Origin of the sequence: Kribbella sp. NBC_01505, from assembly GCF_045040285.1 — a bacterium.
In the GTDB taxonomy this organism is placed as follows: domain Bacteria; phylum Actinomycetota; class Actinomycetes; order Propionibacteriales; family Kribbellaceae; genus Kribbella.
The window spans coordinates 4,404,013-4,428,445 of sequence record NZ_CP109425.1 but is presented as its reverse complement, the minus strand read 5'-3'; the positions used below and the strand labels follow the sequence as shown (position 1 = coordinate 4,428,445).

At 67.8% G+C, this 24,433-nt stretch carries 22 protein-coding genes; 13 read left to right on the top strand and 9 right to left on the bottom strand.

What is annotated here, in order from left to right:
• Positions 1-96: 96 nt before the first annotated feature.
• Positions 97-1,638: an aldehyde dehydrogenase family protein gene (locus OG474_RS20945; protein WP_405064032.1), complete on the top strand. Its 1,542-nt coding sequence runs from the start codon at positions 97-99 to the stop codon at positions 1,636-1,638.
• Positions 1,639-1,652: 14 nt separating this feature from the next.
• Positions 1,653-2,810, top strand: coding sequence for an NAD(P)/FAD-dependent oxidoreductase (locus OG474_RS20940; protein ID WP_405064031.1), 1,158 nt, complete (start codon positions 1,653-1,655; stop codon positions 2,808-2,810).
• A 1,144-nt stretch (positions 2,811-3,954) separates the two neighbouring features.
• Here the strand turns inward: OG474_RS20940 and OG474_RS20935 are convergent.
• Positions 3,955-4,608, bottom strand: coding sequence for a hypothetical protein (locus OG474_RS20935; RefSeq protein WP_405064030.1), 654 nt, complete (start codon positions 4,606-4,608; stop codon positions 3,955-3,957).
• A gap of 179 nt (positions 4,609-4,787) precedes the next feature.
• On the opposite strand from OG474_RS20935, the gene OG474_RS20930 reads away from it, so the two are divergent.
• A complete protein-coding gene (locus OG474_RS20930; protein WP_405064029.1) occupies positions 4,788-5,831 on the top strand; it encodes an ABC transporter substrate-binding protein in 1,044 nt (347 codons plus the stop codon).
• Here the strand turns inward: OG474_RS20930 and OG474_RS20925 are convergent.
• Positions 5,822-7,186, bottom strand: coding sequence for an aromatic amino acid lyase (locus OG474_RS20925; protein WP_405064028.1), 1,365 nt, complete (start codon positions 7,184-7,186; stop codon positions 5,822-5,824). The genes OG474_RS20930 and OG474_RS20925 overlap by 10 nt on opposite strands.
• Before the next feature lies 1 nt (position 7,187).
• On the bottom strand, positions 7,188-8,201 hold the full coding sequence (locus tag OG474_RS20920) for an ornithine cyclodeaminase family protein (RefSeq protein ID WP_405064027.1): 1,014 nt from the start codon (positions 8,199-8,201) through the stop codon (positions 7,188-7,190).
• A gap of 72 nt (positions 8,202-8,273) precedes the next feature.
• Between OG474_RS20920 and OG474_RS20915 the strand changes: the two genes are divergently transcribed.
• Positions 8,274-8,972, top strand: a complete 699-nt coding sequence (locus tag OG474_RS20915) for a hypothetical protein (protein ID WP_405064026.1) — start codon at positions 8,274-8,276, stop codon at positions 8,970-8,972.
• 1 nt (position 8,973) lies between these two features.
• Here the strand turns inward: OG474_RS20915 and OG474_RS20910 are convergent, their stop codons facing one another.
• The 3 genes from OG474_RS20910 to OG474_RS20900 are packed head-to-tail and all read right to left on the bottom strand — an operon-like array spanning position 8,974 to position 10,500.
• Complete coding sequence (locus OG474_RS20910; RefSeq protein WP_405064025.1) at positions 8,974-9,360, bottom strand: pilus assembly protein CpaE; 387 nt, start codon at positions 9,358-9,360, stop codon at positions 8,974-8,976.
• An 11-nt stretch (positions 9,361-9,371) separates the two neighbouring features.
• Positions 9,372-9,743 carry a hypothetical protein gene (locus tag OG474_RS20905; RefSeq protein WP_405064024.1) on the bottom strand — a complete coding sequence of 124 codons (372 nt, stop codon included), beginning with the start codon at positions 9,741-9,743 and terminating at the stop codon, positions 9,372-9,374.
• A gap of 31 nt (positions 9,744-9,774) precedes the next feature.
• Positions 9,775-10,500 carry a D-alanyl-D-alanine carboxypeptidase family protein gene (locus OG474_RS20900; protein ID WP_405064023.1) on the bottom strand — a complete coding sequence of 242 codons (726 nt, stop codon included), beginning with the start codon at positions 10,498-10,500 and terminating at the stop codon, positions 9,775-9,777.
• A gap of 174 nt (positions 10,501-10,674) precedes the next feature.
• Here OG474_RS20900 and OG474_RS20895 point away from each other — a divergent pair, with 174 nt between their 5' ends.
• Both OG474_RS20895 and OG474_RS20890 read left to right on the top strand, forming a co-directional pair.
• Positions 10,675-12,024 (top strand): sensor histidine kinase, encoded by a 1,350-nt coding sequence (locus OG474_RS20895; RefSeq protein ID WP_405064022.1) that lies wholly within the window; start codon positions 10,675-10,677, stop codon positions 12,022-12,024.
• Positions 12,021-12,758, top strand: coding sequence for a response regulator (locus OG474_RS20890; RefSeq protein WP_405064600.1), 738 nt, complete (start codon positions 12,021-12,023; stop codon positions 12,756-12,758). The genes OG474_RS20895 and OG474_RS20890 overlap by 4 nt, the downstream gene beginning before the upstream one ends.
• Before the next feature lie 179 nt (positions 12,759-12,937).
• On the opposite strand, the gene OG474_RS20885 is transcribed toward OG474_RS20890, so the two are convergent.
• On the bottom strand, positions 12,938-15,697 hold the full coding sequence (locus OG474_RS20885) for a hypothetical protein (RefSeq protein WP_405064021.1): 2,760 nt from the start codon (positions 15,695-15,697) through the stop codon (positions 12,938-12,940).
• Positions 15,698-15,771: 74 nt separating this feature from the next.
• Positions 15,772-16,116 (bottom strand): MmcQ/YjbR family DNA-binding protein, encoded by a 345-nt coding sequence (locus tag OG474_RS20880; protein WP_405064020.1) that lies wholly within the window; start codon positions 16,114-16,116, stop codon positions 15,772-15,774.
• A gap of 64 nt (positions 16,117-16,180) precedes the next feature.
• On the opposite strand from OG474_RS20880, the gene OG474_RS20875 reads away from it, so the two are divergent.
• From OG474_RS20875 to OG474_RS20860, 4 genes are read left to right on the top strand one after another with little or no spacing between them, the layout of a single operon-like run.
• A complete protein-coding gene (locus OG474_RS20875; RefSeq protein ID WP_405064019.1) occupies positions 16,181-17,212 on the top strand; it encodes an alpha/beta hydrolase in 1,032 nt (343 codons plus the stop codon).
• 10 nt (positions 17,213-17,222) lie between these two features.
• Positions 17,223-18,350: an MFS transporter gene (locus tag OG474_RS20870; protein ID WP_405064018.1), complete on the top strand. Its 1,128-nt coding sequence runs from the start codon at positions 17,223-17,225 to the stop codon at positions 18,348-18,350.
• 47 nt (positions 18,351-18,397) lie between these two features.
• Complete coding sequence (locus OG474_RS20865; protein ID WP_405064017.1) at positions 18,398-19,144, top strand: esterase family protein; 747 nt, start codon at positions 18,398-18,400, stop codon at positions 19,142-19,144.
• A 36-nt stretch (positions 19,145-19,180) separates the two neighbouring features.
• Positions 19,181-20,419 carry a RimK family alpha-L-glutamate ligase gene (locus tag OG474_RS20860; protein WP_405064016.1) on the top strand — a complete coding sequence of 413 codons (1,239 nt, stop codon included), beginning with the start codon at positions 19,181-19,183 and terminating at the stop codon, positions 20,417-20,419.
• Positions 20,420-20,518: 99 nt separating this feature from the next.
• Here the strand turns inward: OG474_RS20860 and OG474_RS20855 are convergent, their stop codons facing one another.
• Complete coding sequence (locus OG474_RS20855) at positions 20,519-21,022, bottom strand: ArsR family transcriptional regulator (protein WP_405064015.1); 504 nt, start codon at positions 21,020-21,022, stop codon at positions 20,519-20,521.
• Between the two features lie 58 nt (positions 21,023-21,080).
• On the opposite strand from OG474_RS20855, the gene OG474_RS20850 reads away from it, so the two are divergent.
• The 3 genes from OG474_RS20850 to OG474_RS20840 all read left to right on the top strand — a co-directional run bounded on the left by OG474_RS20850 (position 21,081) and on the right by OG474_RS20840 (position 23,823).
• Complete coding sequence (locus OG474_RS20850) at positions 21,081-21,947, top strand: amidohydrolase family protein (RefSeq protein ID WP_405064014.1); 867 nt, start codon at positions 21,081-21,083, stop codon at positions 21,945-21,947.
• A gap of 87 nt (positions 21,948-22,034) precedes the next feature.
• Entirely contained in the window at positions 22,035-23,075 is a 1,041-nt protein-coding gene (locus OG474_RS20845) for a glycosyl hydrolase (protein WP_405064013.1), read from the top strand.
• 31 nt (positions 23,076-23,106) lie between these two features.
• Entirely contained in the window at positions 23,107-23,823 is a 717-nt protein-coding gene (locus OG474_RS20840; RefSeq protein WP_405064012.1) for a class I SAM-dependent methyltransferase, read from the top strand.
• The last annotated feature ends 610 nt before the right edge of the window (positions 23,824-24,433 follow it).

Below are 24,433 nucleotides of genomic sequence, written 5' to 3'. Positions count from 1 at the left end.
ATCCGGTTGTGAGTGGACCCGGCAAATGCGGGTTGGGGTGGCGGGGCGCGGCGGGGTGGGTGAGGGTGGGGGGAACGACTAGGTGAGGGGTAGTGGATGGGCGTCGAGGTGCTGTCGGTTGTGGCGGGCGAGCGGATTGCGGAGACGGTACGGCGTACCGAGTCGACGAATCCGGCGCAGTTGAGCGATGTCGTCGGGACGGTGGGCAGCGCGGGCCCGGAGGTGTTCGTGCGGGCGGCCGAGGCGGCTCGGGCGGCGCAGGGCGCGTGGGCCGCGACACCGGCTCCCCAACGCGGTCAGGTGATCGCGAACGTCGGCCGGCTGATGACCGCCAACACGGAGCGGCTGGCCGCGCTCGTCACCCGGGAGATCGGCAAACCGATCGCCGAGGCGCGCGGCGAGGTGCAGGAGATCATCGACACCTGCGACTTCTTCATCGGCGAGGGGCGTCGCCTGTACGGGCAGACCGTTCCGTCGGAGATGCCGGACAAGCAACTGTTCACCTTCCGCCGCCCGATCGGGACGGTCGCGGTGATCACGGCCGGCAACTTCCCGGTCGCGGTCCCGTCCTGGTACATCGTCCCCGCCCTGCTCTGCGGCAACACAGTCGTCTGGAAGCCCGCGGAGTACTCGGCGGTGATGTCCGACGCGTTCTACGAGCTGTTCGCGCACGCCGGCGTACCGGCTGGGGTCTTCAACGTCGTGTACGCCGATGGCCCGGACACGTTCGCGGGGTTGGAGCAGTCGCTGCAGGCGGGCCTGATCGACAAGGTCGGGTTCACCGGGTCGAGCGCGGTCGGTACCCAGATCGGCGAGCTGTGCGGCCGGCACCTGCAGACGCCGTGCCTCGAACTCGGCGGCAAGAACCCGATGGTGATCAGCGCGAGCGCCGAGCTCGACCTAGCCGTCGAGGGCGCCTTGTTCTCCGGCTTCGGCACTGCAGGACAGCGCTGTACGTCGCTGGGCACGGTGATCGTGCATGAGTCCATTCACGATGAGTTCGTGGAGCGGTTCACCGTGGCGGTCGCGGGCGCGGCGATGGGCGATCCCACGCAGGACGTGCTGTTCGGGCCGTTGCTGGACGAGAAGTTCGCAGCCGGATTCGAGAAGACGCTGGGCTGGATCGCCCCGCACCACCAGGTGATCGGCGCAACCGGCCGGGTCGCTGCGGACAACCCGCGGGCCGGATTCGTCGGTGATCCCGCGGGCGGGCTGTTCTACCACCCGGTGGTCGTCGACGGAGTGCGCTCGGACGACGAGCTGTTCCTGAACGAGACCTTCGGTCCGATCGTCGGCATCACGACGTACTCGACCTTGCCCGAAGCGATTGCCTTGGGCAACAAGCCGGGGTACGGGTTGTCCAGCTCGATCTACACGACCGATCCGAACGAGGCGTTCCGGTTCGCGCAAGGCATCTCGGCGGGCATGGTCAGCGTGAACAACTCGACCTCGGGCGCCGAGGCGCACCTGCCGTTCGGCGGGAACGGCAAGTCCGGCAACGGTTCGCGGCAGAGCGGTATCTGGGTGCTCGACCAGTTCACCCGCTGGCAGTCGATGAACTGGGACTACTCGGGCAAGCTGCAGAAGGCCCAGATGGATACCGAGACGGTCGAAGCTGACCTGGCCTACTTAATTTGACACGGCTTGCTGCCATGAGCGGCGTACTACCGGAGGCCGCCGACGTGGTGATCGTCGGCGGCGGCGTGATGGGCACGAGTATCGCGTTCCACCTGGCCGAGGCCGGGGTCGAACGCGTGCTGCTGCTCGAGCGGAACGCACTCGGATCCGGCTCGACCTCGAAGGCGGCCGGCGGGATCCGGGCGAACTTCTCGGACGATCTGAACATCGCTCTCGGCGCGCGCAGCCTGGAGGCGTTCGGTCAGTTCGCCCAACGTCCGGGGCAGGAGATCGACCTGCACCAGGTCGGCTACCTGTTCCTACTGGAGAACGACGACCAGCTCGAACTCTTCCGCGAAAGCACGATCCGCCAACGCGCCGTCGGCCTACCGACTCGCATGGTCGGCGTCGACGAAACACTGTCGCTCGCACCGATCCTCGCCGCGGACGGCCTGGCGGGCGCTTGCTTCTCACCAGCGGACGGGCACTGTACGCCGGAGTCCGTCGTACTCGGCTATGCCACGGCCGCCCGCCGGCTGGGCGCCACGCTGCTCACCGGTTGCGACGTACTGAGCATTGATGTCATTGGCAACAACATCAGCACGGTGCGCACCAGCCTCGGCAGCGTTCGGACCAGCACGGTGATCTGCGCCGCCGGCGCCTGGTCGGCCGCACTCGCAGAGCCGCTCGGCCTCAACCTGCCCGTCACCCCGCTGCGCCGTCAGATCGTGGTGACCGAGGCGATTCCCGACCTGCCGCCGAACATGCCGATGACGATCGACTTCACCAGCACCTTCTACTTCCACGCCGAGGGACCCGGCCTCCTGATCGGCATGTCCGACCCCGACGAACTCCCCGGCTTCCACCTCGACCGCACCGACGCCTGGCTCCCCCGCCTCACCACCGCCATGGAACGCCGCGCCCCCTCGCTCCTCGACGTAGGCCTCACCACCGGCTGGGCCGGCCTCTACGAAGTCACCCCCGACCACGACGCCCTCATCGGAGAAGCCGACAACCTCTCCCGCTTCCTCTACGCCACCGGCTTCTCCGGCCACGGCTTCCTCCAAGGCCCCGCCGTAGGCGAGATCATCCGAGACCTCTACCTAGGCCAAACCCCGTTCGTAGACATCACCCCCATGAACGCCCGCCGCTTCGCCACCAACACCCCCCGAACCGAACAAAACGTCGTCTAACAGTGGACCTACTACCGCTGGGTGCTTGTTGCGGTATCGCGGCAGGTGATCGGTCGCGGTGGCTGAGGACTTCGGCTGGACAGGAACCCCTCCTCCCCGAAGGTGCTCGTCCCATCCGGCCGCTCGGATTCGGCCGGTGGCGTACGCGGTGGCTGGTCGCCGCTGCGGCCGGTATTACCTGAAGCGGTGTGGCTGGGGTGGTCTTCGGCTGGGCGGGATGGTGCGGTTGGTGACCGAGGTTCCCGTTGCCTGTGGCTGACGGGCTCTGGCTGAGCAGGCTGCTAAGGAGGCCTGTTCGCTGACCGGTCGCTGTGGTTGCTCCCGACGATCCGGAGGCCAATCAGCTGACCCGCCGCCGCGGTTGACCACTGCGGTTCGGGTCGCCTGCCAGCGTGCGGAATTTCACTGGATATCCGTTCAAATGGGCCCTTCTCTGCCCAAAATTTGAGGGGAGAACCAGCAACTTGCGGGGAGATCCCCTCATTTTCCGGGGCCGCAACCGAAGCCCAGAAGCTCAGATGACCGGCACGCGGTCACCGGCCTCGCCATCCCCCTCAACCCCAGACCACGCCCGCCTAGCGCTTCAGTAGATCGGCCGCCGCGGCGGCCAGCCACCGACCACGTGCCCGGCCTGTCCGGTGCGGCGCGAATCGGGGGCACACCGACCACCTTTGCGGGGACCTGCTGCCGCTGAGAGACAGCAGATCCCCGCAAAGGCCGGCTTCCGCTCGCCTGCGATGCGGCTGGCCGGGGTGGGCGCTGGCGACTCGCCACTGCGGCCGTTCGAACGACAGGATGGTTGGCCTGACCTGTAGTTGAGGTAGATGGCGAGGCGGTAACCGCGTGTTCGCCGTCTGAGCTTCAGGTGCCCTCGCCTCGGGCGGACGGGCTATGGCCGAGGCCAGTGCAGCGCCGTCGGCGACCGAGGTGGTGGCGTGGGTCACTGGACCTGGGGAGTTGTACTGGTCATTTTCGGGCGGTACGGCTCCCCCACCCGACAGAAAGCCACTGGCCCCACCTCAAACCGCCCGAACTGCGTCAGCAACCACCGCGACGGGTCAGGTGGCAGGCATCGTCGGCGCCGGGCGCAACCATAGCCCGTCAGCCGTAGGCGACGTGTACGTCGGAGTTGCCGGAGGTGGGGTCAGCGTTCGGCGGGGTCTTCTTCGGGGACGCACCATTCGGGGGGCCAGCCGCGGTCGGTGCAGTATTTGCGGAGGATCTCGTCCCGGGTGGGCGGGCGGGTGGTGGCGGGGCGGGTGGGCTTGATCGTCTGGGTCGTCGTTCGGGGGGTCGACGGCTTGACGGTCGGCTTCTTGGTGGTCTTGGTGGGCGTCGGCCGGCGGGTGGGCTCGGCGGTTGCTTTGATCGGCGTCGGGGTGGGCGTCGGCTTGAGGGCGGACGGCGTGACGGTCGGCAACTTCGACGGTACGACGGGGGTCCGGGAGGCGGACGGGGTTGTCGAGGCGTCGTCGCCCGCGAGGTGGGCCGCGCTGTCTCCGTCGCCACCGCCGAACAGGCCGACCGCGGACAACGCCCAGAAGAGGACGGCGAGCGCCAGAACACCCGCACCCGCCCTGGCGAACAGTGTGCGTTGCGAAGGGCCGGCGTACCGGCCGATGGGGCCGCGGACCGGCTGGCCCTTGCCGTCGACCCAGAACTGCCAGTCTTCGGGTGCCGGGGGCCACGAGGGATCGGGACGCCAGGTCTTCGGCGGGACCCAACTGCGACGTGGCGGCGACGGCCAGTCCGGTGGGACCACGAACCGCTTCAACGAGTTCCTCCAGATCGGCCGCACGCGCGAGAGGCTACTGGATACAACCAGTGGCCGGATACCCCCGCAGGGTTAGCTTTACGAAGAGAACGACACAACGGGGGCGCAGGCTACTTGCGACTCGGCCGCAACCAGCGTGTCGCGCTGGATTTTTCGTTCAACCCACACGGACGGTCACTGACAGGTCAGGTTAGGCTTCCCTTATGACCTGGTCCCGTGTCCGATCCACCGCGGCCGTCGTGCTCACCTTGCTCGGCCTCGGCGCCGGCCTCACCGCGTGCGGTCAGGACGAGACCCCGCAAACCACCGCCGGCGGCAGTTCGGCGGGCTTCCCGGTCACCATCACCCACCTGTTCGGATCCACGACGATCAAGGCGAAGCCGCAGCGGGTCGTCGCAATCGGTGGCGGTGACATGGAGGCCGCGATCTCGCTCGGCGTCGTCCCGGTCGCCGGGGCGGACTGGTTCGGCAACACCGAGACGCGCGGCTGGGTGAAGGCGGCGCTCGGCGACAAGCCGGCCCCGAAGCTGGTGAAGTCGTTCGAGCCGAAGTTCGAGGAGATCGCCGCGCTCAAGCCGGACCTGATCCTCTACGTGAACTCGATCAACGACAAGAAGGAGTTCGAGACCTTCAACGCGATCGCGCCGACGATCGCGGCCCCGGCCGGGACCAAGAACGTGTACGGCGTGAAGTGGCAGGACCAGGTCGCCGAGATCGCGAAGGCCACCGGGACCTCGACCGAGGGCAGCGAGGTGATCAAGCAGACCGAGGCGCTACTCACCGACGCCGCGAAGGCGAACCCGGAGTTCGCCGGCAAGACGATCACGGCCGGCGTCTACACGAACCAGGTGGTGAACGCCTGGCTGCCGTCCGACCCGCGGATGCACCTGCTGACCTCACTGGGCTTCACAACGAACCCGCAGGTCGACGCGATGGAGAACGGCGACTTCTACGTCGCGATCCCGGCCGAGCAGACGTCGAAGGCGCAGGCCGACGTGATCTACCTGGCCGCGCTCGACGCCGCCGGGAAGGTCGACGCCGGCCTCGAGAAGAACAAGCTGTACAACGCACTTCCGGCAGTCCAGGGCAAGCACGTCGCCTACTTCGGCGGCGCACCGGTGATCAACACCCCGTCGCCGAGCGGCGAGTTCTCCAGCGCCTTCTCGATCGGCGGCCCGCTCGGCATCAAGTTCATCCTGCCGGAGCTCGTCGCCCAACTGAAGAAGGCTGTCGCCGGTCAGGGCTGAAGCACGGTCTCCAGTAGCCGCGTCAGGTCTTCCCCGAAAGGCCGGTCTGCAACGATCGCCGGTACGACGTCCGCTACCGCCTGCAGGTTGGCAGGCAGCGGACGTTTCGCCAGCAGGAACGCCTGATACACGGCCAGCAGCTCGCAGGCGGTGACCTCGCGGGTCAGGCGAAGGGCCTCCGCGAGGTTGCCGACGGCCTCCCACGAGAAGCTCTGCACGTCCTCCTGACCGTTCGACGTCTCCGCCGTACCGATTGCCGTCGGCAACGTCAGCCGTCGCAGCTGATGCGTCGTCGCCACCGCCCGCTTGTGCACCGCGACCAACCCAGCCTGCGGCCCGGGCGTATGCGCCAACTGAGCCGGCAACCCCGTCACCCCCGCATCCAGCAGCCGATGCAATCGCGCCGCCGACACCTCGGCCGCATGCGCCAACGCCGCCACCAGGTGATCGCAGTACGCGGTCAGATCGATCCCGTGGAACCCAGCCGTCCCAACAAACTCCCCACCCAGGTACGCCGGAGAGTCCGTCACCCCGTCGAACGCCCGCCCCACGGCCGCATCCAGGTCAGCCACCGACCGCCGTACGTGTGCGATCACCTGCCCGGCAACCCGGAAGGACACCGGCGCCTGCAAACTCCGCGGCTCCGCCTCCGGCCCGGCCAGCTCGAGCAACCGAGCCAACTCCCCAGCCAGTACGGCGTCGCCCCGTCCTGCAAGCGGCTGGTACGGCGCCCGGTTAGCCCCGACGACTGCAATAGCCCCCGCAGCAACCGCGGTCAGCTGGTCAGCCAACCGCCCAGCCCGCGTAACGTGCAGAGCCGCCCGCCCGGTAGCCCCAGGAATCCCCGCCAGCAAGGCGATCCCCTCCTTCGGCCCGAGCTCGTACGGCGTCAACGCGCTCGGGCCGATTCCCACGAGCGGGCCGAAGGCATGTGCGAGCGGAATGATCTCGCCCGCCGACCCCGCACCTTCGGAAGGGATCCGCGGCAACGAACCACTGTTGATCAGGGCAACCAATTGCTGGATCAGCTCAGCCGAGACCCCGGCATCACCGTTCAGAAACGTGCGCAGGCGACCAAGCAACACCGCGCGCACCTCAGCGGGCGGAAGCCACGGAGGTCCACCGACCGCTCGCCCCAGCAACAGGTTGCGCTGGTGGATGCGCTGCTCGGCCTCGGTCAACCGGACCTTACTCATCGCACCCATGCCGGTATTGACGCCGTACACAGGATCCCCGGAAGTCAACGACCGCAGGACCTCAGCACGAATAGCTGCAAGCCGATCCAGAAGTGGTTGAGCGATCTCCACCGGCTCAGCACTCGACGGATCGACCTCGGACGCCTGGGTGATCAGCATGTCAGTGGAACCGCAGCATCGTGCCGACGTCGGCGGCTTCGGCCTTCTGCAAGATCAGATAGGCGATTGCCACATCGAGCAGCGACAACCCGCGATGCCAGAAAAGGTTGCGCTCGGCATCAGTCTCGCGCCCCGGCTTCCGCCCGGCCACGATCTGCCCCAATTCGGCGTACAGGGTCTCCGGCGACAGCCGCCCCGTATCCACGTGCTGCCGCAAGGCGCCGAACCGACCCGACTGCGCCTCGCGCCAGTCGTCCACCACGACCTTGTCCATCACATCCAGCAGATCCAGCTCGACCGCACTGACCGTCCCGTACGGCACCACAAAGGCGCCCGGCTTTACCGCAGCCGTCCGCAACAGCGGTTCCGGCTCCATCAACCGAGTCGCCTCCACGATCACATCCGCACCGTCGAACGCCTCCTCCGCGGAAGCGAACACCCGCACCGGCGTGGACAGCTCCTCCGACAGCTCAGCCGCGAACTTCTCCCGCGACTCCGGCCGCCGCGACGTCACCCGGATCTCGTCCAGGTCGAACAGATCGTCAAGCATCGTCACGTTCCACCACGCGGTCCCCCGCGCACCCGCATGCGCCAGCACCTTGCTGTCCCGCCGCGCCAGATGCCGCGCTCCGACCGTGGTCATCGCGCCGGTCCGGGCCGCGGTGATGAAGGTCGCGTCCAGCACCGCCATCGGTACGCCGGTGGTCGGATCGAAGAGCGTAGCCATCGCCAGCTCGCTCGGCAGCCCGAGCTGGTAGTTCGGCACGAAGTCGCCGACCACCTTCACGCCGCTGACCCCGCGCTCGCCCAGCCCGTCCAGGTGCCCGCGCAACACGTTGAAGTGACCGATCCCGCCGTTCGACGGCATCAGATGCACCCGCGGCTCGAAACTGGTCCGGCCGAGACCGTGCTCCCGGACCGCCGCCTCGACCGCGTCCACGATCTCGGTCCGGGTCAGTCCCAGCGAATCGATCTCGGGGCCGCCGATAAAGCGCAGCCAGATGCCCTCGGTCACAAGTCTCCTTCAGTCGGCCGTGCGTCAACACTTCGATACTAAAGTTCCCGGCCCGAACGCTAGTTTCGAAGCATGCAGAGCAAGACGGTGATCGGGCACTCGGTCACGGACAAAGTGGTGCTGTTCGGCGGTCTGCCGCTGGCCGGCCTGGTGCTCGGGTTCTTCCTACCGCGGATCGCCGACTGGGCCGCCCGGCAGAAGTGGGTCCCGTTCCAGGGACCGCTGGAGCTGGTGGCCGGCTGGGACGGCTGGTGGGTGGGAGTGATCTGCATCGTGGTCGGCCTGCTCGGCGGCGTCCTGCTGGCCGCGATGGCGCTCGACGACACCCTCAAGGTGACGATCACCAACGAGTCGGTGGAGTTCCTGAAGAACGAGAAGACCGTCGCCGTACCGCGGGGCAAGGTCGCGACCGCGTTCCTGGACGGTAAGGAGATCGTCCTGCTGGACGCGACCATGCGCGAACTGGCGCGGGAGAAGCACGACCAGCTGAAGACCGAGGCGAAACAGATCCCGCAGGCCTTCCGCACGCACGGCTATCCGTGGTCGGACAGTGGCGATCCGCACGCGGACCGGTTCCGGCGCTGGGTCGAGGACGAACCCGAGCTGCCTCCGGGGGCGAACGCCGTACTGAAGGCTCGTGCGAAGAGCTTCGGCGACGGGGACAAGGGCAAGGCCGACCTGCGCGAGCTCCGCGACGAGGTGGCCAAGCTCGGCTACACCGTGAAGGACAAGGACAAGAAGCAGTACTGGCGGCCGAACACGCCGCGGTGATTCACGCTGCGAGCAGATGCAGTACGGCGGCCGCGTACGCCTGCTCGGCGTCCTCGGCGGAATGCGTCGACCCGGTCAGCTCGACGGTGTAACCATCGGGGGCGGATTCCAGCCGGCGGAAGTGCGGACCGAGGAGCGCTCGCAACTGCTCTTCGCGAGGGAGCCAGATCACCTCGCGTTGCTCGATGCTGTCCAGGGCCCACTCGGTGGTCCCGTTGAAACCGATCACCTTGCTGCCCTGATAGTCGTGCACCTCGACGGTCATGTCGCTCACCACGAACACGTCGTCGTCCATCTCCCGGTCCGGGACCATGAACCGATCGCCGGCCGCGGGTGTCCACAGGACACCCGCCTTACGTAACCGTGCTGCCTGCTCCAGGGTGATCACACATTCCAGTGTTACCGACCGAGCGCTGTACGCAACTCCGCGGCGCGGTGGGCGATCCGGTCCCGGCACTCGGTGGTGAGCGGCAGGTCGAGCAGCGCGGTCGCCTGCAGCTGGGAAAGCCCCAGCTCCTGGCGCAACCGGCGTACGGCGGTCTCCCGGTCCCCCGCGGCCCCCAGTACCGCGGCGACCTCGTCCCGGCGCTCGAAAGCAGCCAGTACGCCGTCGTAGATCTCCAGCTGCGTGTACGCCGACCGGTCCGGCTCCGGCACGATCTTCTCCTTGGCGGTCTCACTCGAGCGGACCACCTGCCGCCACAGGGCGGGGACGGAGAGCCGGGCGCGGGTGTAGCGCGTGGGCATCGGCTGTGCGTAGGTCATCGTCATGATCGGCTCCCGAGTGTCTTGATCTGGTGGACTATTTCTTGGCCGTCGAGCTGGCTTCGCGCGGCGGGCACTTGGTCCCTGGTGAGGTCAGCGCCTCGAAGTGCCAGGGTTCGTTGTCGTAGCGGCGGCAGACGCCGAAGCGCCAGCCGTTCGTGTCCAGCCACTGCATGGCGGCGGCCGGCTTGATGTCGACGGCCTTGCCCTGCACGTGGGCCGACTTGTTCGGCGGCAGCACCCAGCGAGTCGCCTCGCGGTACGAGCCGTACTTCTTGATCGCCTCGTCCAGCAGCCGCTGCTGCTTGGCGGCACTACGCCGGCCGGAGTTGATCCGGATCGTGACGCCGTCGGCGCGGGCCGCGACGATCGCCTTCTTCAGCCGCGCGCGGAGGATCGGCGACAGGCCGTTGATGCTCTCCTCGCCGGACTCGGCCGTCGGCTTCTCCTTCGGCACCGGCTTCGGAGTCTTGGTCGGCTTCGCCTTCGGGCTCGTGGTGGCCTTCGGCTTCACCGGCTTGGAGGGCAGGGCGGTCGGGCTGTGGGTGGCCAGTTGCGTCGGCTTCGGCGGACCGGCGACGCCCGGCGCGTTCAGCCCCGAGATCACCGGCTCCTTGTCGGCCTCCGGCGACAGGAACTCGCCGAGCTGGGTGTGCCAGATCAGCAGCGAGCCGACCACGGTCACCAGCACGGCCGCACCGGTCACGGACAGCAACCTCGACCGCACGGTACGGCGCGGCCGCTGCGGTAGCTGTTCGGTCATGGGGTACAGCCTCTCGGATTGCCATGGATGCCGCATCGGTCCCAGGGACCGTCCTGTCGGGCCGTGAGTAGGCCCTGAGTATCAGTTCGGACGTCAGGACTCGTCCGAAAGTTGGAGACTTCCCGACCGCTGTGACGAAGCGTTACTCACAACCGAATGACTACGCTGGGCGACATGACCGCATGGCGACGCCTGTCGCAGCTCCAGCAGGACCTCCTGGTGGCCGCTGTCGTCGGCATCATCTGGTTCGTCGGGCTGGGCGTGATCGACGACAGCTGGCTGCGGCCGCGCAACCCGATGGTCTCCGCGGTGACCGGCGTCTTCCTGGTCGCCACCATCGCCTTCGGCCGCCGCCGCCCCCGCACGACCCTGATCGCCGTCGCGATCCTCTACCCCCTGGTGTACGCCGTGGTCGGCACCGGACTGGCCGCCCAGCTCGGGCTCACCCTCTTCGGCCAGCCCGAGATCGCCGACGCCGCACTGCAGTCCGAGATCCACCTCGTCCCGCTGCTGGTGGCCGGTTACATCGCCGCCTCGAACGGCGTCCGCCGCCTGGTCAGCGGCTTCTTCGCGATGGGCAGCCTGGCCGGACTGATGATCGGCCTGCCGACCGTGGTCGCGATCGTGCTGGGTCACTCGGACCGCGCCATCATGTACGGCAGGCGGTACGAGAACCTGCCGAGCGACCTGCAGAGCCTCTACAGCTACATCAACGTCTCACTGTTTGTTTTTGCGGAAGCCCTGATCTGCGGCATGGTCCTGCTCGGGGCCGACGCCCGCCGGCGCCGTAAGAGCGTGGCGGTGCTCGAGCAGCGCAACGCCGAGCTGGTCCGGCTGCGCGCGGTCGAGGCGGAGCGGGCCGCGGTCGCCGAGCGCACCCGGATCGCCCGTGACCTGCACGACGTCATCTCGCACCATGTGAGCGCGGTGGTGATCCGGGCCCAGGCGGCCGACCGGGTCGCCGACCAGCGACCTGAGGTACTGCGTGAGGCGATCCGCTGGATCATTGCCAGCGGCAAGGAAGCGCTGACCGCGATGCGCGAGACGGTCCGGGTCCTGAACGCCGGCCCCGGCACGCAGCCGACCGACTCCGGCGGCGGTACGGCGCCGGTCCCGGATCTGGCGGACGTGGCCCGGATGGGGGAACGCCTGAAGGCGGTCGGCATCGATGTCGCGATGTTCCTGCCACCCCGGCAGCAGCAGCTCACCACGGCCACCGACCTGACCGCCGTACGGATCATTCAGGAGGCATTGACCAACGTCATGGTGCACGCAAAGGCCACTGCGGCTCGGGTGACCTGGCAGAGTAGTGCGCAGGGCGAGCTCCTCACCATCGACGACAACGGCAGCGGTGGACCACCACCGGTGAACGTGCTGGAGACCGCCCGGCGGAGCGAGAGCGGCCGCGGGAACGGGCTGATCGGGATGCGCGAACGGGCCACAGCGGTCGGCGGCACACTCGCCGTCGCGGCGGGCCCCTTGGGTGGATGGAGAGTGCAGGCATGGCTGCCGCCGCAGAACTGACGGACCAGATCCGGATTCTCGTGGTCGACGACCAGGGCGTGATCCGGATGGGCCTGGCGATGATCCTCGATCACGAGCCCGACCTGACCACGGTCGCGCAGGCCGGTGACGGCGCCGAGGCATTGCGGATGATCGAGCAGTACGACCCCGACGTCGTACTGATGGACATCCGGATGCCGGTGATGGACGGACTGGTCGCCACCGAGCACATCACCACGGCGAACAAGGCCGCCGGCCGGTCGAAGCCCGCCGTACTGGTGCTGACGACGTTCGACGACGAGGCCTATGTGCTGAGCGCGGTGCGGGCCGGGGCATCCGGGTTCCTGCTCAAGGACACCGATCCAGATCTGCTGGTCGCCGCTGTCCGCGCAGTGCACCGCGGTGACTCGCTGGTCGATCCAGCCTCGACTCGCGTCTTGCTGGAGCGGTGCGTGGAGCTGGAGCGTCAAGTCGGCGGTACGACGGCCGCGGCGCCCGCGCAGGCCGACGCGCGCTGGGCCGGGATGCTCGGTCAGCTGAGCGAGCGTGAGCGGGAGATCCTGGTCTGGATGGCCCGCGGCCTGTCGAACCGCGACCTGGCCAGCAAGCTGTTCGTCAGTGAGACCACGGTGAAGACCCACGTCAGCAGCGTGCTGTCCAAGCTCGGCCTGTCCAGCCGCGTCCAGGCAGTGGTCGTCGCCTACGAGGCCGGAGTCGTCCGGCCCGGCGAGGCTGAAGTGCGCTGGGACTCCTAGAGGAACAGATAGGCCGCGAGGGCCGCCACAGCGAGCAGTAGTACAACGGTCAGTGTCTGGCTGATCACTGAAGCCTTACGGCGTTCAGGCAAGAAGTCCCCGGTCATACCTTCAAGGATGCTTGGCGAATCGCGTTCACCCATCGGCCGTCGGTATGGTCTTCGAGTCCTACTGAAGGACTAGCCGGTCGGGCACCACGCCGGGGAATCGGCCGGCGCCCCGCAGACGATCGTTGCCTTCGGCACCGGCTTGCCGCGCTGGAAGGTGACGATCGCGACCGGCTTGTTCACCGGCACCCGCCGGGACACACTGCCACCGAAGTCGATCCGCCCGGTCACCCCCTGGTAGCCGCGCTTGGCCCCGTCCGCGTCGGTGATCGACTGCAGTCCGGCCCAGACCGTGCCGCCGTTCACGGCGATGTTGTCGCGCCGCAGGAAGCTGGTCGCCAGCACGATGGCGTACGCCGAGTCGTAGCTCAGCGCGGCATGACCGTCCAGGCTGCGGCCCCGATCGGTCTTCTCGTACGGGAACAACTCCTCCAGCCGGCCGTAGAAATCGGCCGACTCCGAGGTTGCGTTCTCCAGCAGATCGGGCGCCAGCGAGAGCGCGAGGTACTGGAACGGGACCGACTGGTTCAGGCCGCTGACCCCGCGATCGGCGACGTACTTGGTCGTGTCGTCGCCACCGATGATGTACGGCGGCCTGGTCCGGCAGCGATCCTGGATACCACTGAGGAACGCCTGGAAGTCGACCTGGCCGCGACCGGCGAAGAACACGATCTCGCCCTGGTGGTCGCAGGCCTCGCGGCCCGCGGCGGCCGGATCCGTCCCCCCGCTCTGGGGGCCGAAGGAGGACGAGGTGCCGGAGATGCCCACGGCCGCGAACGCCTGCAGGACGTCCTTGGCCAGGTTCTGGCTGTAGGTATCGGCCGGATCGTCGGACTTGTACACGGTGACCTTGCGGGTCAGCGCGTGGCCGAACGGGTCCTTTCCGGTCGCGACCTGATTCCGGGCGTGTGCGGCGACGACGGCCGCTTCCCGCCGGTTCTGCGGGCTGATCTGCAGGTACATCCGGCTGACGTCGACCATCTGGTCGGCCGTCAGCGTGGCCGCGACGGTCGGCAGCCCGACCGCGGCCAGCTTGCGGATCATGTCCTGCGTCGACTGCCGGCTCTCGACCATGCCGACCACCGCCACGACCGACGGGTCCTTCGCGGCCAGGGCACCGAGCTGCGCCGCCACCCGATCGGCATGCCGATACCGCGGCCCTGCGTTCGCGATCAGCACCCGGAGGATCGGCTCGTAGCGCTGGGCCGGCTTCCCGAGCTGGACAGCCTGCGCGACCGCCAGCCCGGCCAACTGCTCGCGCTCCGCGGTGAAACCGCCCGGGCTCGACGATCCGTCGCTGGTCGAGGTGAGGGAGGCCAGCGTGATCACGGGCCGCTCCGGCTCCCGCTTGCTCAACTCGACGGCCTGCCGGTTCTGCTCGAGGATCTTGTCCCCCACCGGACCGAACGACTCACTCGGGTACAGCAGCGCGTTGGTCCCGTCGGTCAGCCCGACACAGTCCCCGTCCACTCGGGCCACCGAGGTATCCACGGCCTCGAAGAAGAGCCAGCGGAACCCGTCGCCACCACAGTGCCGCCGATCGTCCAGCACCCCGATCCCGGCGTACGTAGCAGCCAGTACGGCGAGCACGGTCCCGATGATCAACCACCCACCGGACCGCCGCCGCCACATCGGCCCGACTGCCCGGTGGAACCGCACCTCGCGCTCGTCCTCGGTCGGTCTGGAGACCGGCCGGTTCTTCAGGCTGAGCTTGCGTGTCGCAGCGACCTGGCTCGCCCCGATCGGGAAGACCAGCAGCCAGGCGCCGATCCAGCGTTGCAGGCTCTCCTGCAGATGCCGCGCACGCCAGGCGGCCACGCTCTCGTCGACCTTGGCTTCGCCGGGTTCGAGCGCCAGCGGCGGCACCTTGCGACCGATCGTGACGAGCAGCAGCGGGTCGAAGCGCATGGTGTCGTTGCGAACCTCCGCCACCATCCGCACCAGGAGATAGCCGCCGTTGCTCCGGCTGATCGGGCCGACCAGCAGGATCGGATGCGTGGCCCGGTGCCGGTGCACCCACTCGATCGGCCGGAATCCGGCCCGCAGATCCTCCAGGAACGCATTGACCAGCAGGCCGGCGAATCGTTCGGGGTCCTGTTCCGGTCGCTTCTCCCCGGTGACACGGCGGGCCAGCTCGAACAGGTTGTCGTCACCACGCGCGAGGTACGGCTGGTTCCGCAACCACCGGTAGGTCCCGGACAGCAGCGGCACCCGTCCGCTGTGGCGCAGCCAGAAGAGCGTGGGCAGCAGCCACAGTGTCAGAACCTGTAGCCAGCCCGGCAGTTGGAGCTGGATGCGCGCCCACAGTCCGTCGCTGTCACCGGCACCACCAACGGCGCGCCGGTACAGCGCACGTCGTACCTGCTTTGCTTCTCCGAAGGACTGCCCCATCAGCCAGCGCACCAGGTCGTAGCGGGGGAAGTCGTAGCCACCGGCGAGGTTGTCCTTCAGGCCGGTGGTCGCCCGGTCGAGCAGGTTGACCAGCTCGTCGACCTCCTCGACCGACACCGGCTGGAGCTCGGCATCCGGGCCGTCCTTGGGCGACTTGTCCTCGAGACCGACGACGAAATGCGGGACCTGCAGCTCGGGCGACTTCGCGCCCTCGGGACGCAGCCGGTCGGACAACATCCGCAGCACCCGCGGACGGGCCGGCTGTCCGGGCGGTGCCGGCCGCTCCAGCTCGAGCGGGTCCTGCACACAGGCGAAGATCGGGAGCGCCTCGTCCCGCTCGTGCCGCAGGCTGTGGTCGAACCGGTTGAGGCTGCGCCTCTGGTACACCTCAGCCAGGCACTCGGCCAGCTGGCTGAACCCCAACGGCACCTTCTCGGCCATGTTCTCCCCCAGAATTTCGCACGGTCGAGGGGACAACGTACCCATTCCACTGCGCTCCGTCACCGGGAGCGGTGTCAGAGATGTGCCAAGAACTCCGTGCGTACCTTCTTCGGGACGCACAGTGACCACGCGTCGATGACGAGCTCGCGGAGTTCGTCGTACTCGAGGGCCGCCAGCCGTACGACGATCCACTGGAAGCGCTCGTCGGACTTGCTCGGTGGGAGGAACTTGTCCGGCTCGGAGGCCAGTGCGGCGGCGCGTTCCTCGCGGGGGAAGCCGATGCCGATCGTCTCCTCGTCGGGCGCGACCGCGAGGTAGACGATGCGGCCGACGCGGAACTTGATCCGGTCCCGGACCAGTACCTCGTAGCTGCGCGGCAGGTCGGCTGTCGCTGCCCGAATGTCCGTGAGATCGACCACCTCCCCACGATAAGCCGGGATGACTGACAGGTGATGTCAGTCTTTGTGCCAGTACCGTGTGCGGATGCCCGATGTGGTGAGTGCCGTCGAAGGGGCCGAGGTGGTGTTCCGCCTCGGCGATCCGGCGCATGCCTTCCCGGGGGTGCGGCTGTGGCAGGAGCTGGGGCTCGCTGCCGACCTGCTCGAGTTCAAACCGGTGGAGTACGGCTGGGAGCTGCGGTTGGCGCGGCCGTCGGTGCACCGGATGGAGTACCTGTTCGACATCGCCGACCTGGGGATGCGGACCGACCCGACCAATCCGCGGGTGGTCGGGGGCGCCTTCGGTGAGCACTCCTGGCTGCCGCTGCCGGGTTACGTCGAGCCCGCCTGGATCGGCGTCGAGCCGGTGGCCTCCACGCTGACCCCGCTCACGGTGGACTCGCCGGTGGGGGCGATCGACGTACAGGTGTGGGCGCCGGAGGGGATCACCCCGGCGTTCGAGTTGCCGTTGCTGTTGTCGCATGACGGGCCTGAGTTCGCCATGTACGCCGGTCTGACGCACTACGCCGGCGCCATGGTCGCTTCCGCGGACCTCCCGCCGTACCGGCTCGCGCTGATCCGGCCGACCACGCGGAACCTCTGGTACGCCGCCAATCCGCAGTACGCCGAGGCTCTGACGCAGCTGGTGCTTCCGACGCTGACCACGGCGTATAAGAGCCGGCAGCCGGTGCTGATGGGTGCGAGCCTGGGCGCACTGGCCGCCCTGCACGCCGAGTGGCATCATCCGGGCACGTTCGACGGGCTGTTCCTGCAGTCCGGGTCGTTCTTCACACCGGACACCGACCCGCAGGAGTCCCGGTTCGAGTTCTACGCCCAGGTGACCGGCTTCGTCCGTGAGGTGCTGGCTGCCGGTGCCGCACCAAGCACACCGGCTGTCTCAATGACGGCGGGTGCCACTGAGGAGAACGTGCACAACAACCGAGTGATGGCCGCGCATCTGGCCGAGCTGGGGCTGGCAGTCGAGTTCGACGAGACACCGGACATGCACAACTTCACCGCCTGGCGAGACGTCCTCGATCCGGACCTGACGGAGTTGCTGAACCGCGTCTGGGCCTAGGGTCGAGCGGGTGGTTAAAACACTCGCTGGGTTCGGGGCCTTCGGTCTGTTCTGGGGTGCGTGGGGTGCCGCACTGCCTGCTGTGAAGGCCGAGGCGGGCGTCACCGATGCGCAACTGGGCGCTGCGCTCCTCATGGTCGGAGTGGGCGCGCTGTGCTCCATGCGGTTCACCGGCTACCTCATCGACCGCTTCGGTGGCGTAGTACTTCCAGTGACCGTCCTGCATTTCGCAGCGTGCGGTGTGCTGCCCGCACTGGCCGGATCGGCCGTCGCACTCGGCGGTGCGCTGTTTCTACTCGGCGCTACCTCAGGAGCCACCGATGTGGCCGTCAACGCGACCGGCTCCGCCGCCGAGGCCTCAAGCGGCAAGCCGCTGATGAACCTGGCACACGGACTGTTCTCCATCGCAGTGGTCGTCGCCAGCCTCGGTACGGCGGCGCTGCGCGCGGCCGGTGCCGGTGCGCTACCAGTACTCGGCGGAGTCGCCGTACTGATCGCCGTGCTGGTGTTTGTCGCTCTTGCTCCCGGCTCTACCCGCATCAAGCCGTTAGTGGCCGAGAAGGCGCCACGGAAGTTGGAGCCCGCGCTACTGGTCTTCGGCGGTCTCTGCGCACTCGCCTTCGTCGTCGAGAACGCGTGGCAGAGCTGGAGCGCCGTACACCTCGACACCACGCTCGGCGCTGCGCCTGCGCTCGCATCCAGCGCACCGGCCGTGTTCGCCGCCGCTGCGGCCACCGGTCGGATCAGCGGCAACGCCCTCCTCCGCCGCCTCAGGCCTGCCCAGCTTCTGGTCGCCGGTGGCATCATCGCCGCCCTCGGCAGCGCCCTGGCCGCCGTGGCCGGCAGCCCCTGGCTCGCACTGGTCGGCATAGCGATCGCTGGCCTCGGTACGTCGGTCTGCGCGCCAACCATCATCGGTATGGCCGGCGCCTGGGCCGGGCCGGAGCGCCGGGCGAGCGCGATCTCCACCGTCACCACCATCGCCTACCTGGGCTTCCTGCTAGGACCTGCGATGGTCGGTGCCGCGTCCAGCGTCTGGTCGTTGCCGACGGCACTCGGTGGGGTCGCAGTACTGGCTGTAGTCGTCGCAGCGCTCGGTCCGTTGGCAGGACGCGCTGAGACAAAGCATGCGAGGTAAAGACATGGCAAGGTGGCTGGCGGGACACTACTGCGGGGGTGAAGCGGATGGAGCGAGAGCAGGTCGAACTCGACGCGCCAGGACTTGACCGGCGCGGGACGCTGATCCGGTACGGGCACTACGGCCGTCCGGTGCTGGTGTTCCCGAGTGAGCAGGGTCGTGCCTGGGACTACGAGAACAACGGCATGGTGGACGCGGTCGCCGACCTGATCGAGGCCGGCCGGGTGAAGCTGTACTGCGTCGACTCGTTCGACGACATCAGCTGGTCCGACCGCAACATCCCGCTGGAAGAGCGAGCGCGGCGGCACGGCGGCTACGAGTCCTGGATCTTGGATCAGGTGGTCCCCGCCATCGGTGCGGACTCCCCGGGCACCTCCGACATCATCACCACCGGCTGCAGCCTGGGCGCCTTCCACGCACTGAACTTCGCCTTCAAACGCGCCGACCTGTTCCCGGTCGCGATCTGCCAGTCCGGCAACTACGACGCGGCCAGCTGGCACGCCTGGGGCGAGCGCGGCGAGGCGACGTACTTCAACAACCCGGCCGACTACCTGCCGAATCTCGAAGGTGACCACCTGGACTGGCTGCGCCGCCGGCTCTTCCTCGTGCTCACCGTCGGTCAGGGCGACTGGGAGACCCACCCGACCGGTTCGTTGCCGTCGGCCCGCGCGATCGACGCCGTACTGAATGCCAAGGGCATCCCGCACGAGCTCGACCAGTGGGGGTACGACGTCGCCCACGACTGGCCGTGGTGGCGCCAGCAGATCGCCCATCACCTGCCCCGATTCGTCTGACTCGATTCGTCTGACTCGTTCGTCTGAGGAGAAGCTGTGGCCGACAACTCTCGCCATCTGATCGGGTTGCTGCTAGGCGCCGAGGAGGACTGGCCGCAGGCCTTCGAAGCCCTGCTGCGCCGGGTCGGCCCGGTCAAGACCGCCTCCGGCACCCATGAGTTCGAGGCCGATCGGCTGACCATCGAGCCGTTCGACCTGAACGACCCGGTCAAGGTCGGCCTGGTGATCGACCGGCTCGCGTACTGGTACTACCACCCGCGCGAATGGCTGAAGAAGGCCGCGCTGATGAACGGCACCTACCTGCTCAACTCGCCGTTCACGTTCCAGTCGATGGAGAAGCACTCGGCGTACTGCGCGATGCTCCGGCTCGGACTGAAGATCCCGAAGACCGTGCTGGTGCCGTACAAGAACCCGGTCGACAACGTCCGCTGGGCCTACACGTCGGCGAAGTACAACAAGACCTTCGACCTGGACGCGATCGCCGAGGACCTCGGCTACCCGCTGTACATGAAGCCGTTCGACGGCGGCGGTTGGCGCGGCGTCTCCCGGATCAACAACAAGGTCGACCTGCACCACGCCTACGACCAGTCCGGCGAGATGCTGATGCACCTGCAGGCGACCATCGACTACGACAAGTTCGCCCGCGCGCTGTCGATCGGCGCCGAGACGATGGTGATGGACTTCCGTCCCGAAGAGCCGATGCACAACCGGTACGCCGTCTCACACGGATTCCTCTCGCAGTCCGCCGGCCACCAGGCGGTCGCGATCAGCCGGATCGTGAACGCCTTCTTCGGCTGGGAGTTCAACTCCTGCGAGATGCTGGTCCGCGGCGATTCCGTGCACCCGATCGACTACGCCAACGCGTGCCCGGACGTCGCGGTGACCTCCCTGCACTACTACTTCCCGTGGGCGATCAGCGCCCTGGTGAAGTGGTCGGTGTTCAGCCTGGCCACCGGCCGCCGCAGCTCGGTCGACCTGCAGACCGACAAGTACTTCGCGATCGCCGACGACGAGTCCCTCGACTACGACGCCAAGATCGAGGCCTACCTAGCCCTGGCCGATGCCCACTTCGACACCGTCCGCTACCACGAGTGGTGCGCCGAGCACCTCCCCGACTTCGACGCCCGCGTCCGCGACTGGTTCAGCGGATCCGAGTTCACCGACATCCTCCGCGAGACAGTCGTCGCAACCTACCCGGTCGACGAACAAGAAAAGTTCCAAGCCCACTTCCAAGGCCTGATCAACCTCTGGCTAGCCGACCAGTCCGAGTCATAACAGCAGCACGACCAGTACACCGAGATCGGTGCGGACGGATCAGCCAGCCGCCGATCGTGAGTACGACGGCGAGCAGGATTGCGACGACTTTCATGGGCGCTACCTCTCGAGGGCGACCAGGATGGCGAGCAGGGCAACCACTCTGGTCTGCGGTACGGCGAAGGTCCCGCGGCTCGGACTGTGCAACCAGCCCTCGGCGGTGAGTTGCCGTAGGTGGTGATAGACCTGCCCGCTCGTGCCGAGGCCCTCGACCTCACTGAGCGCGCTGACCGTGGCGCGACCGTGCAAGATCTCGCGCAGCAACGTGAGCCGGACCGGGTTCCCCAACGCAGCCAGCATCGAAGCGCGGGCGGCCCAGTCAGCATCCAGAACAACGTCGGTCGGGCGGCCGAACTGCCACTGGGTGGTCTGGCCGGTCGGCAGGGTGACGCTGCCGACGTACACGACCCCGCCCGGCTCGGTGACGCGCTCCTTCAACGCCCGCAGCAGGAACAGCGGGTCGTCGCCGAGCATCGGCTCCTCGGCTTGTGGGCCGGCGGCTTCCTCCAGAGCAGCGATCCGCCGCTCCAGCTCGGCCAGCCGGTTATCCACAGCCTTCTCCACATTGTGGATAATACGTACTTACGTAATTCTCGCAAAGTCTTCGTTCTAGGCTGGACTCATGCGAGACGACGACGTACCGGCGTGGTGGCGCGGGCTTGGTCTGGATGGGCTGGTTGATATCCACGTCCACTTCCTGCCCGACCAGGTGATGAACGCGGTTTGGGCGTACTTCGACCGGGCTTCGGAGCATTACGGCACCGAGTGGCCGATCACCTACCGGACGTCTGTTGAGGAGCGCCTGAAAACCCTGCAGGCATTGGGTGTTCAGGCCTTTCCGGCTCTCGTCTATCCGCACAAACCCGACATGGCTGCCTGGTTGAACACGTGGGCGCGCGACTTCGCCGCCAGCACGCCCGGCTGCGTCCCGAGCGGCACCTTCTACCCCGAGCCGACGGCATCGGCGTACGTCCGCGAAGCTCTCGATCTGGGCACGCGCGTCTTCAAGGTCCACCTGCAAGTCGGCGGCTACGACCCGCGCGACCCGGTGCTCGACGACGTCTGGGGACAACTGGCCGAAGCCGGTACGCCGGTAGTCGCGCACTGCGGTTCCGGCCCGATCCCCGGCCGCCACACCGGCCCCGGTCCGATCGGCGAGGTACTGCGTCAGCATCCCCAGCTCACCGTCGTCGTCGCCCACCTCGGCATGCCCGAATACGCCGAGCACCTGGACCTCACGTCGTACCCGAACGTCCACCTCGACACGACGATGGCCCTCACCCCGTTCACCGAGGCCCTGATGCCCTTCCCCCGCGACCTCATCCCGCGCCTCGGCGACCTCCAGGACCGGATCGTTCTGGGCAGCGACTTCCCCAACATCCCCTACTCCTACGCCACCCAGCTCCAAGCCCTCGCGGACCTAGACCTCGGCGACGCCTGGCTCCGCGCCGTCTGCTCGGTGAACGGCTCCCGCCTGCTGGGGCTCTGAGGTTTCTCGGCTGGTCGAAAGCTTTGAACACCGACCGGTCGTACGCGTTCACTGACCTGGACCGCCCCTCGGATCCAGGAGTCACTCATGCTGAGTCGCCGTACCGTCCTCAAGGCCGCCGCCTTCACCCCCGCGGCCGGCCTTCTCCGCCCAGCTGACCTCCCGCGCGAGCGCCTGCTGACCTGGCTACGTTCACTGCAGACCCGCTCGATCGATCGGCTGCTGATCGGGCAGGAGATCTCGGCCTGGAGCGCGGCGACGTACGGGGATTTCGTCGACGGCCTGGAACGGAAGACCGGTAAGCGACCCGCGATGGTGGGCGTCAGCCTGCTCGAGCCCGGCGACTACGACCGCCTGACGATCGACAAGCTCGTCGACCACAAGAACCGCGGCGGGCTCGTCACCATCAGCACGCACTGGACGCATCCGTGGGGCGACTACCCCAGCTCCGGCAAGTACTACGTCCGCGACTCCGAGGCCCGCAAGCCCGACCTGCGACAACTCCTCAGTACGGCGCCCGACTCGGCGCCGAAGCGTGCGTATTGGCGGCAGGTGGCGGACCTGGTCGCCGTACTGAACAGGTTCACCGACACCGTGGTGATCCTGCGACCGTTCCACGAGATGAACGGGCCGTGGTTCTGGTGGGGTCACGACGTCACCGTCGCGCGGACCGCCCTCGTCGACCTCTGGCGCGACCTGCACGCCTACCTGACCGCCCGCTTCGGCAACCTGCTCTGGCTCTACTCACCGGCCACCAGCTGGAACGCCGCAATCCGCCACTACTACCCCGGTACGGCGTACGTCGACCTGGCCGGCTTCGACCTGTACGACGACGAACTCCGCCCGTACCAACCAGGCCACCGCCCCGACGCCGACGACTGGACCGAGACCCGCAACCTCAACCACCCAGCCGGCCTCGCCGAATTCGGCCCCGGCGGCGACTCCTACCCCCGCGGCGCCCGCGCCCTCGTCGACCGCTCCCTCGACACCTACACCACCGCCGTCTTCGCCCACTCCTGGTACAGCTGGGCCGACAACCAAAGCCGAGCCCTGGTTGAACAACCAGACATCACCTGGGCCCTCAACCAACCCCAAATCCTGACGCTCGAAGGCGTCGATTGGGCCTAGTCTTCAACCCTCCCGCCGGTAAAATCGGGGAGTGTCAGACACCGCGCGCCTTCACACCGTCGACCAACTCCTCCAGGCCCTCGACCAAGTCGTCGAACGCAGCAGCCGCGGCGACCGATCATCGCACGCCGCCGCCGATTTCTGGACCGAGATCCTGACCCGCGAAGGTCACCCACTAGCCACGCAACTGCCCGACGAGCCCTTGCTGGACTGGCATTCCCGCGGTCTCCTGGGCTCGCTGGACGGCGCCCGCATCCTCGACATCGGCTGCGGCGGCGGCCGCAACACCCGCTGGTTCGCCAACCAGGGCGCCATTGTCCAGGGCGTAGACCTAGCCGCCGACCTCCTAGATCGCATCCGCCCGGACCTCCCACCCACAGCCACAGTCACCGCCCTCGACATCCTCCGAAACCCCCTCCCCGGCGACCGGTACGACGTCATCTACGACTCAGGCTGCTTCCACCACCTGGCCCCCCACCGCCGGCTGACCTACCTCGAACGAGTCCTCCCCGCCCTAGCCCCAACCGGCCGATTCGCCATCATCACCTTCGCCGCCGGCCAGGTAGACACCCCCACGGACCTACAAATCCTCACCACCGGCGACACCGCCGGCGGCATGTCCTTCTCCCTAGAAGACCTCACCAAAATCTTCAACCCCCTGACCCCCATCGAACTCCGCCCAGTCCGCGAAGGCATCCCCAACACCTTCGGCACCCCCTTCCTGAACGCCGCCCTCTTCAGCACGTGAGTTCATCGCCCCCGGCGCAGCTTCACGGATGATTACTGCCGGTATTTGGCAGTAGGTCTCCGTGAACCTGTGGCTGGGCGGGGTTTGCGCGTGTTTGCGGGGAGCCGCTGCCGCTGAGAGGCAGTAAATCCCCGCAAAGGTGGTCGGTGTGCCCCCGATTCGCGCCGCACCGGACAGGCCGGACACGTATGCGGTGGTTGGTCGCCGCGGCGGCCGATTTTACTGAAGCGCTAGGCGGGCGTGGTCTGGGGCTGAGGGGGATGGCGAGGTCGGTGACCACGGTTGCGGTTGCCTGAGGTTCCGGGCTATGGCTGGGCTAGGCGAGGTGACGGTAGTCGGTAAGTTTCGGTCGCTTTTGGGAACAAAGTGCCTTCCGCGAGTGAAGCCATCGTGCAATCAGCACTCGAGAACTCACACTCACACGGTGGCTTCACTCGCGGGGAGGCCCCGCCCTCGCCGATTGCCTGGCTAGCCAGTCTCGTTGGGGGTCATGCACTCAGAGTCAGAGTGCGTAACCCCCAAGCTCGGTACCTAGCCAGCGAAATCGGCAGAACGAAGCCATCAACCACCGCGACGGGCCAGCCGCCAAGCCTCCTGATCGTTGACGGAA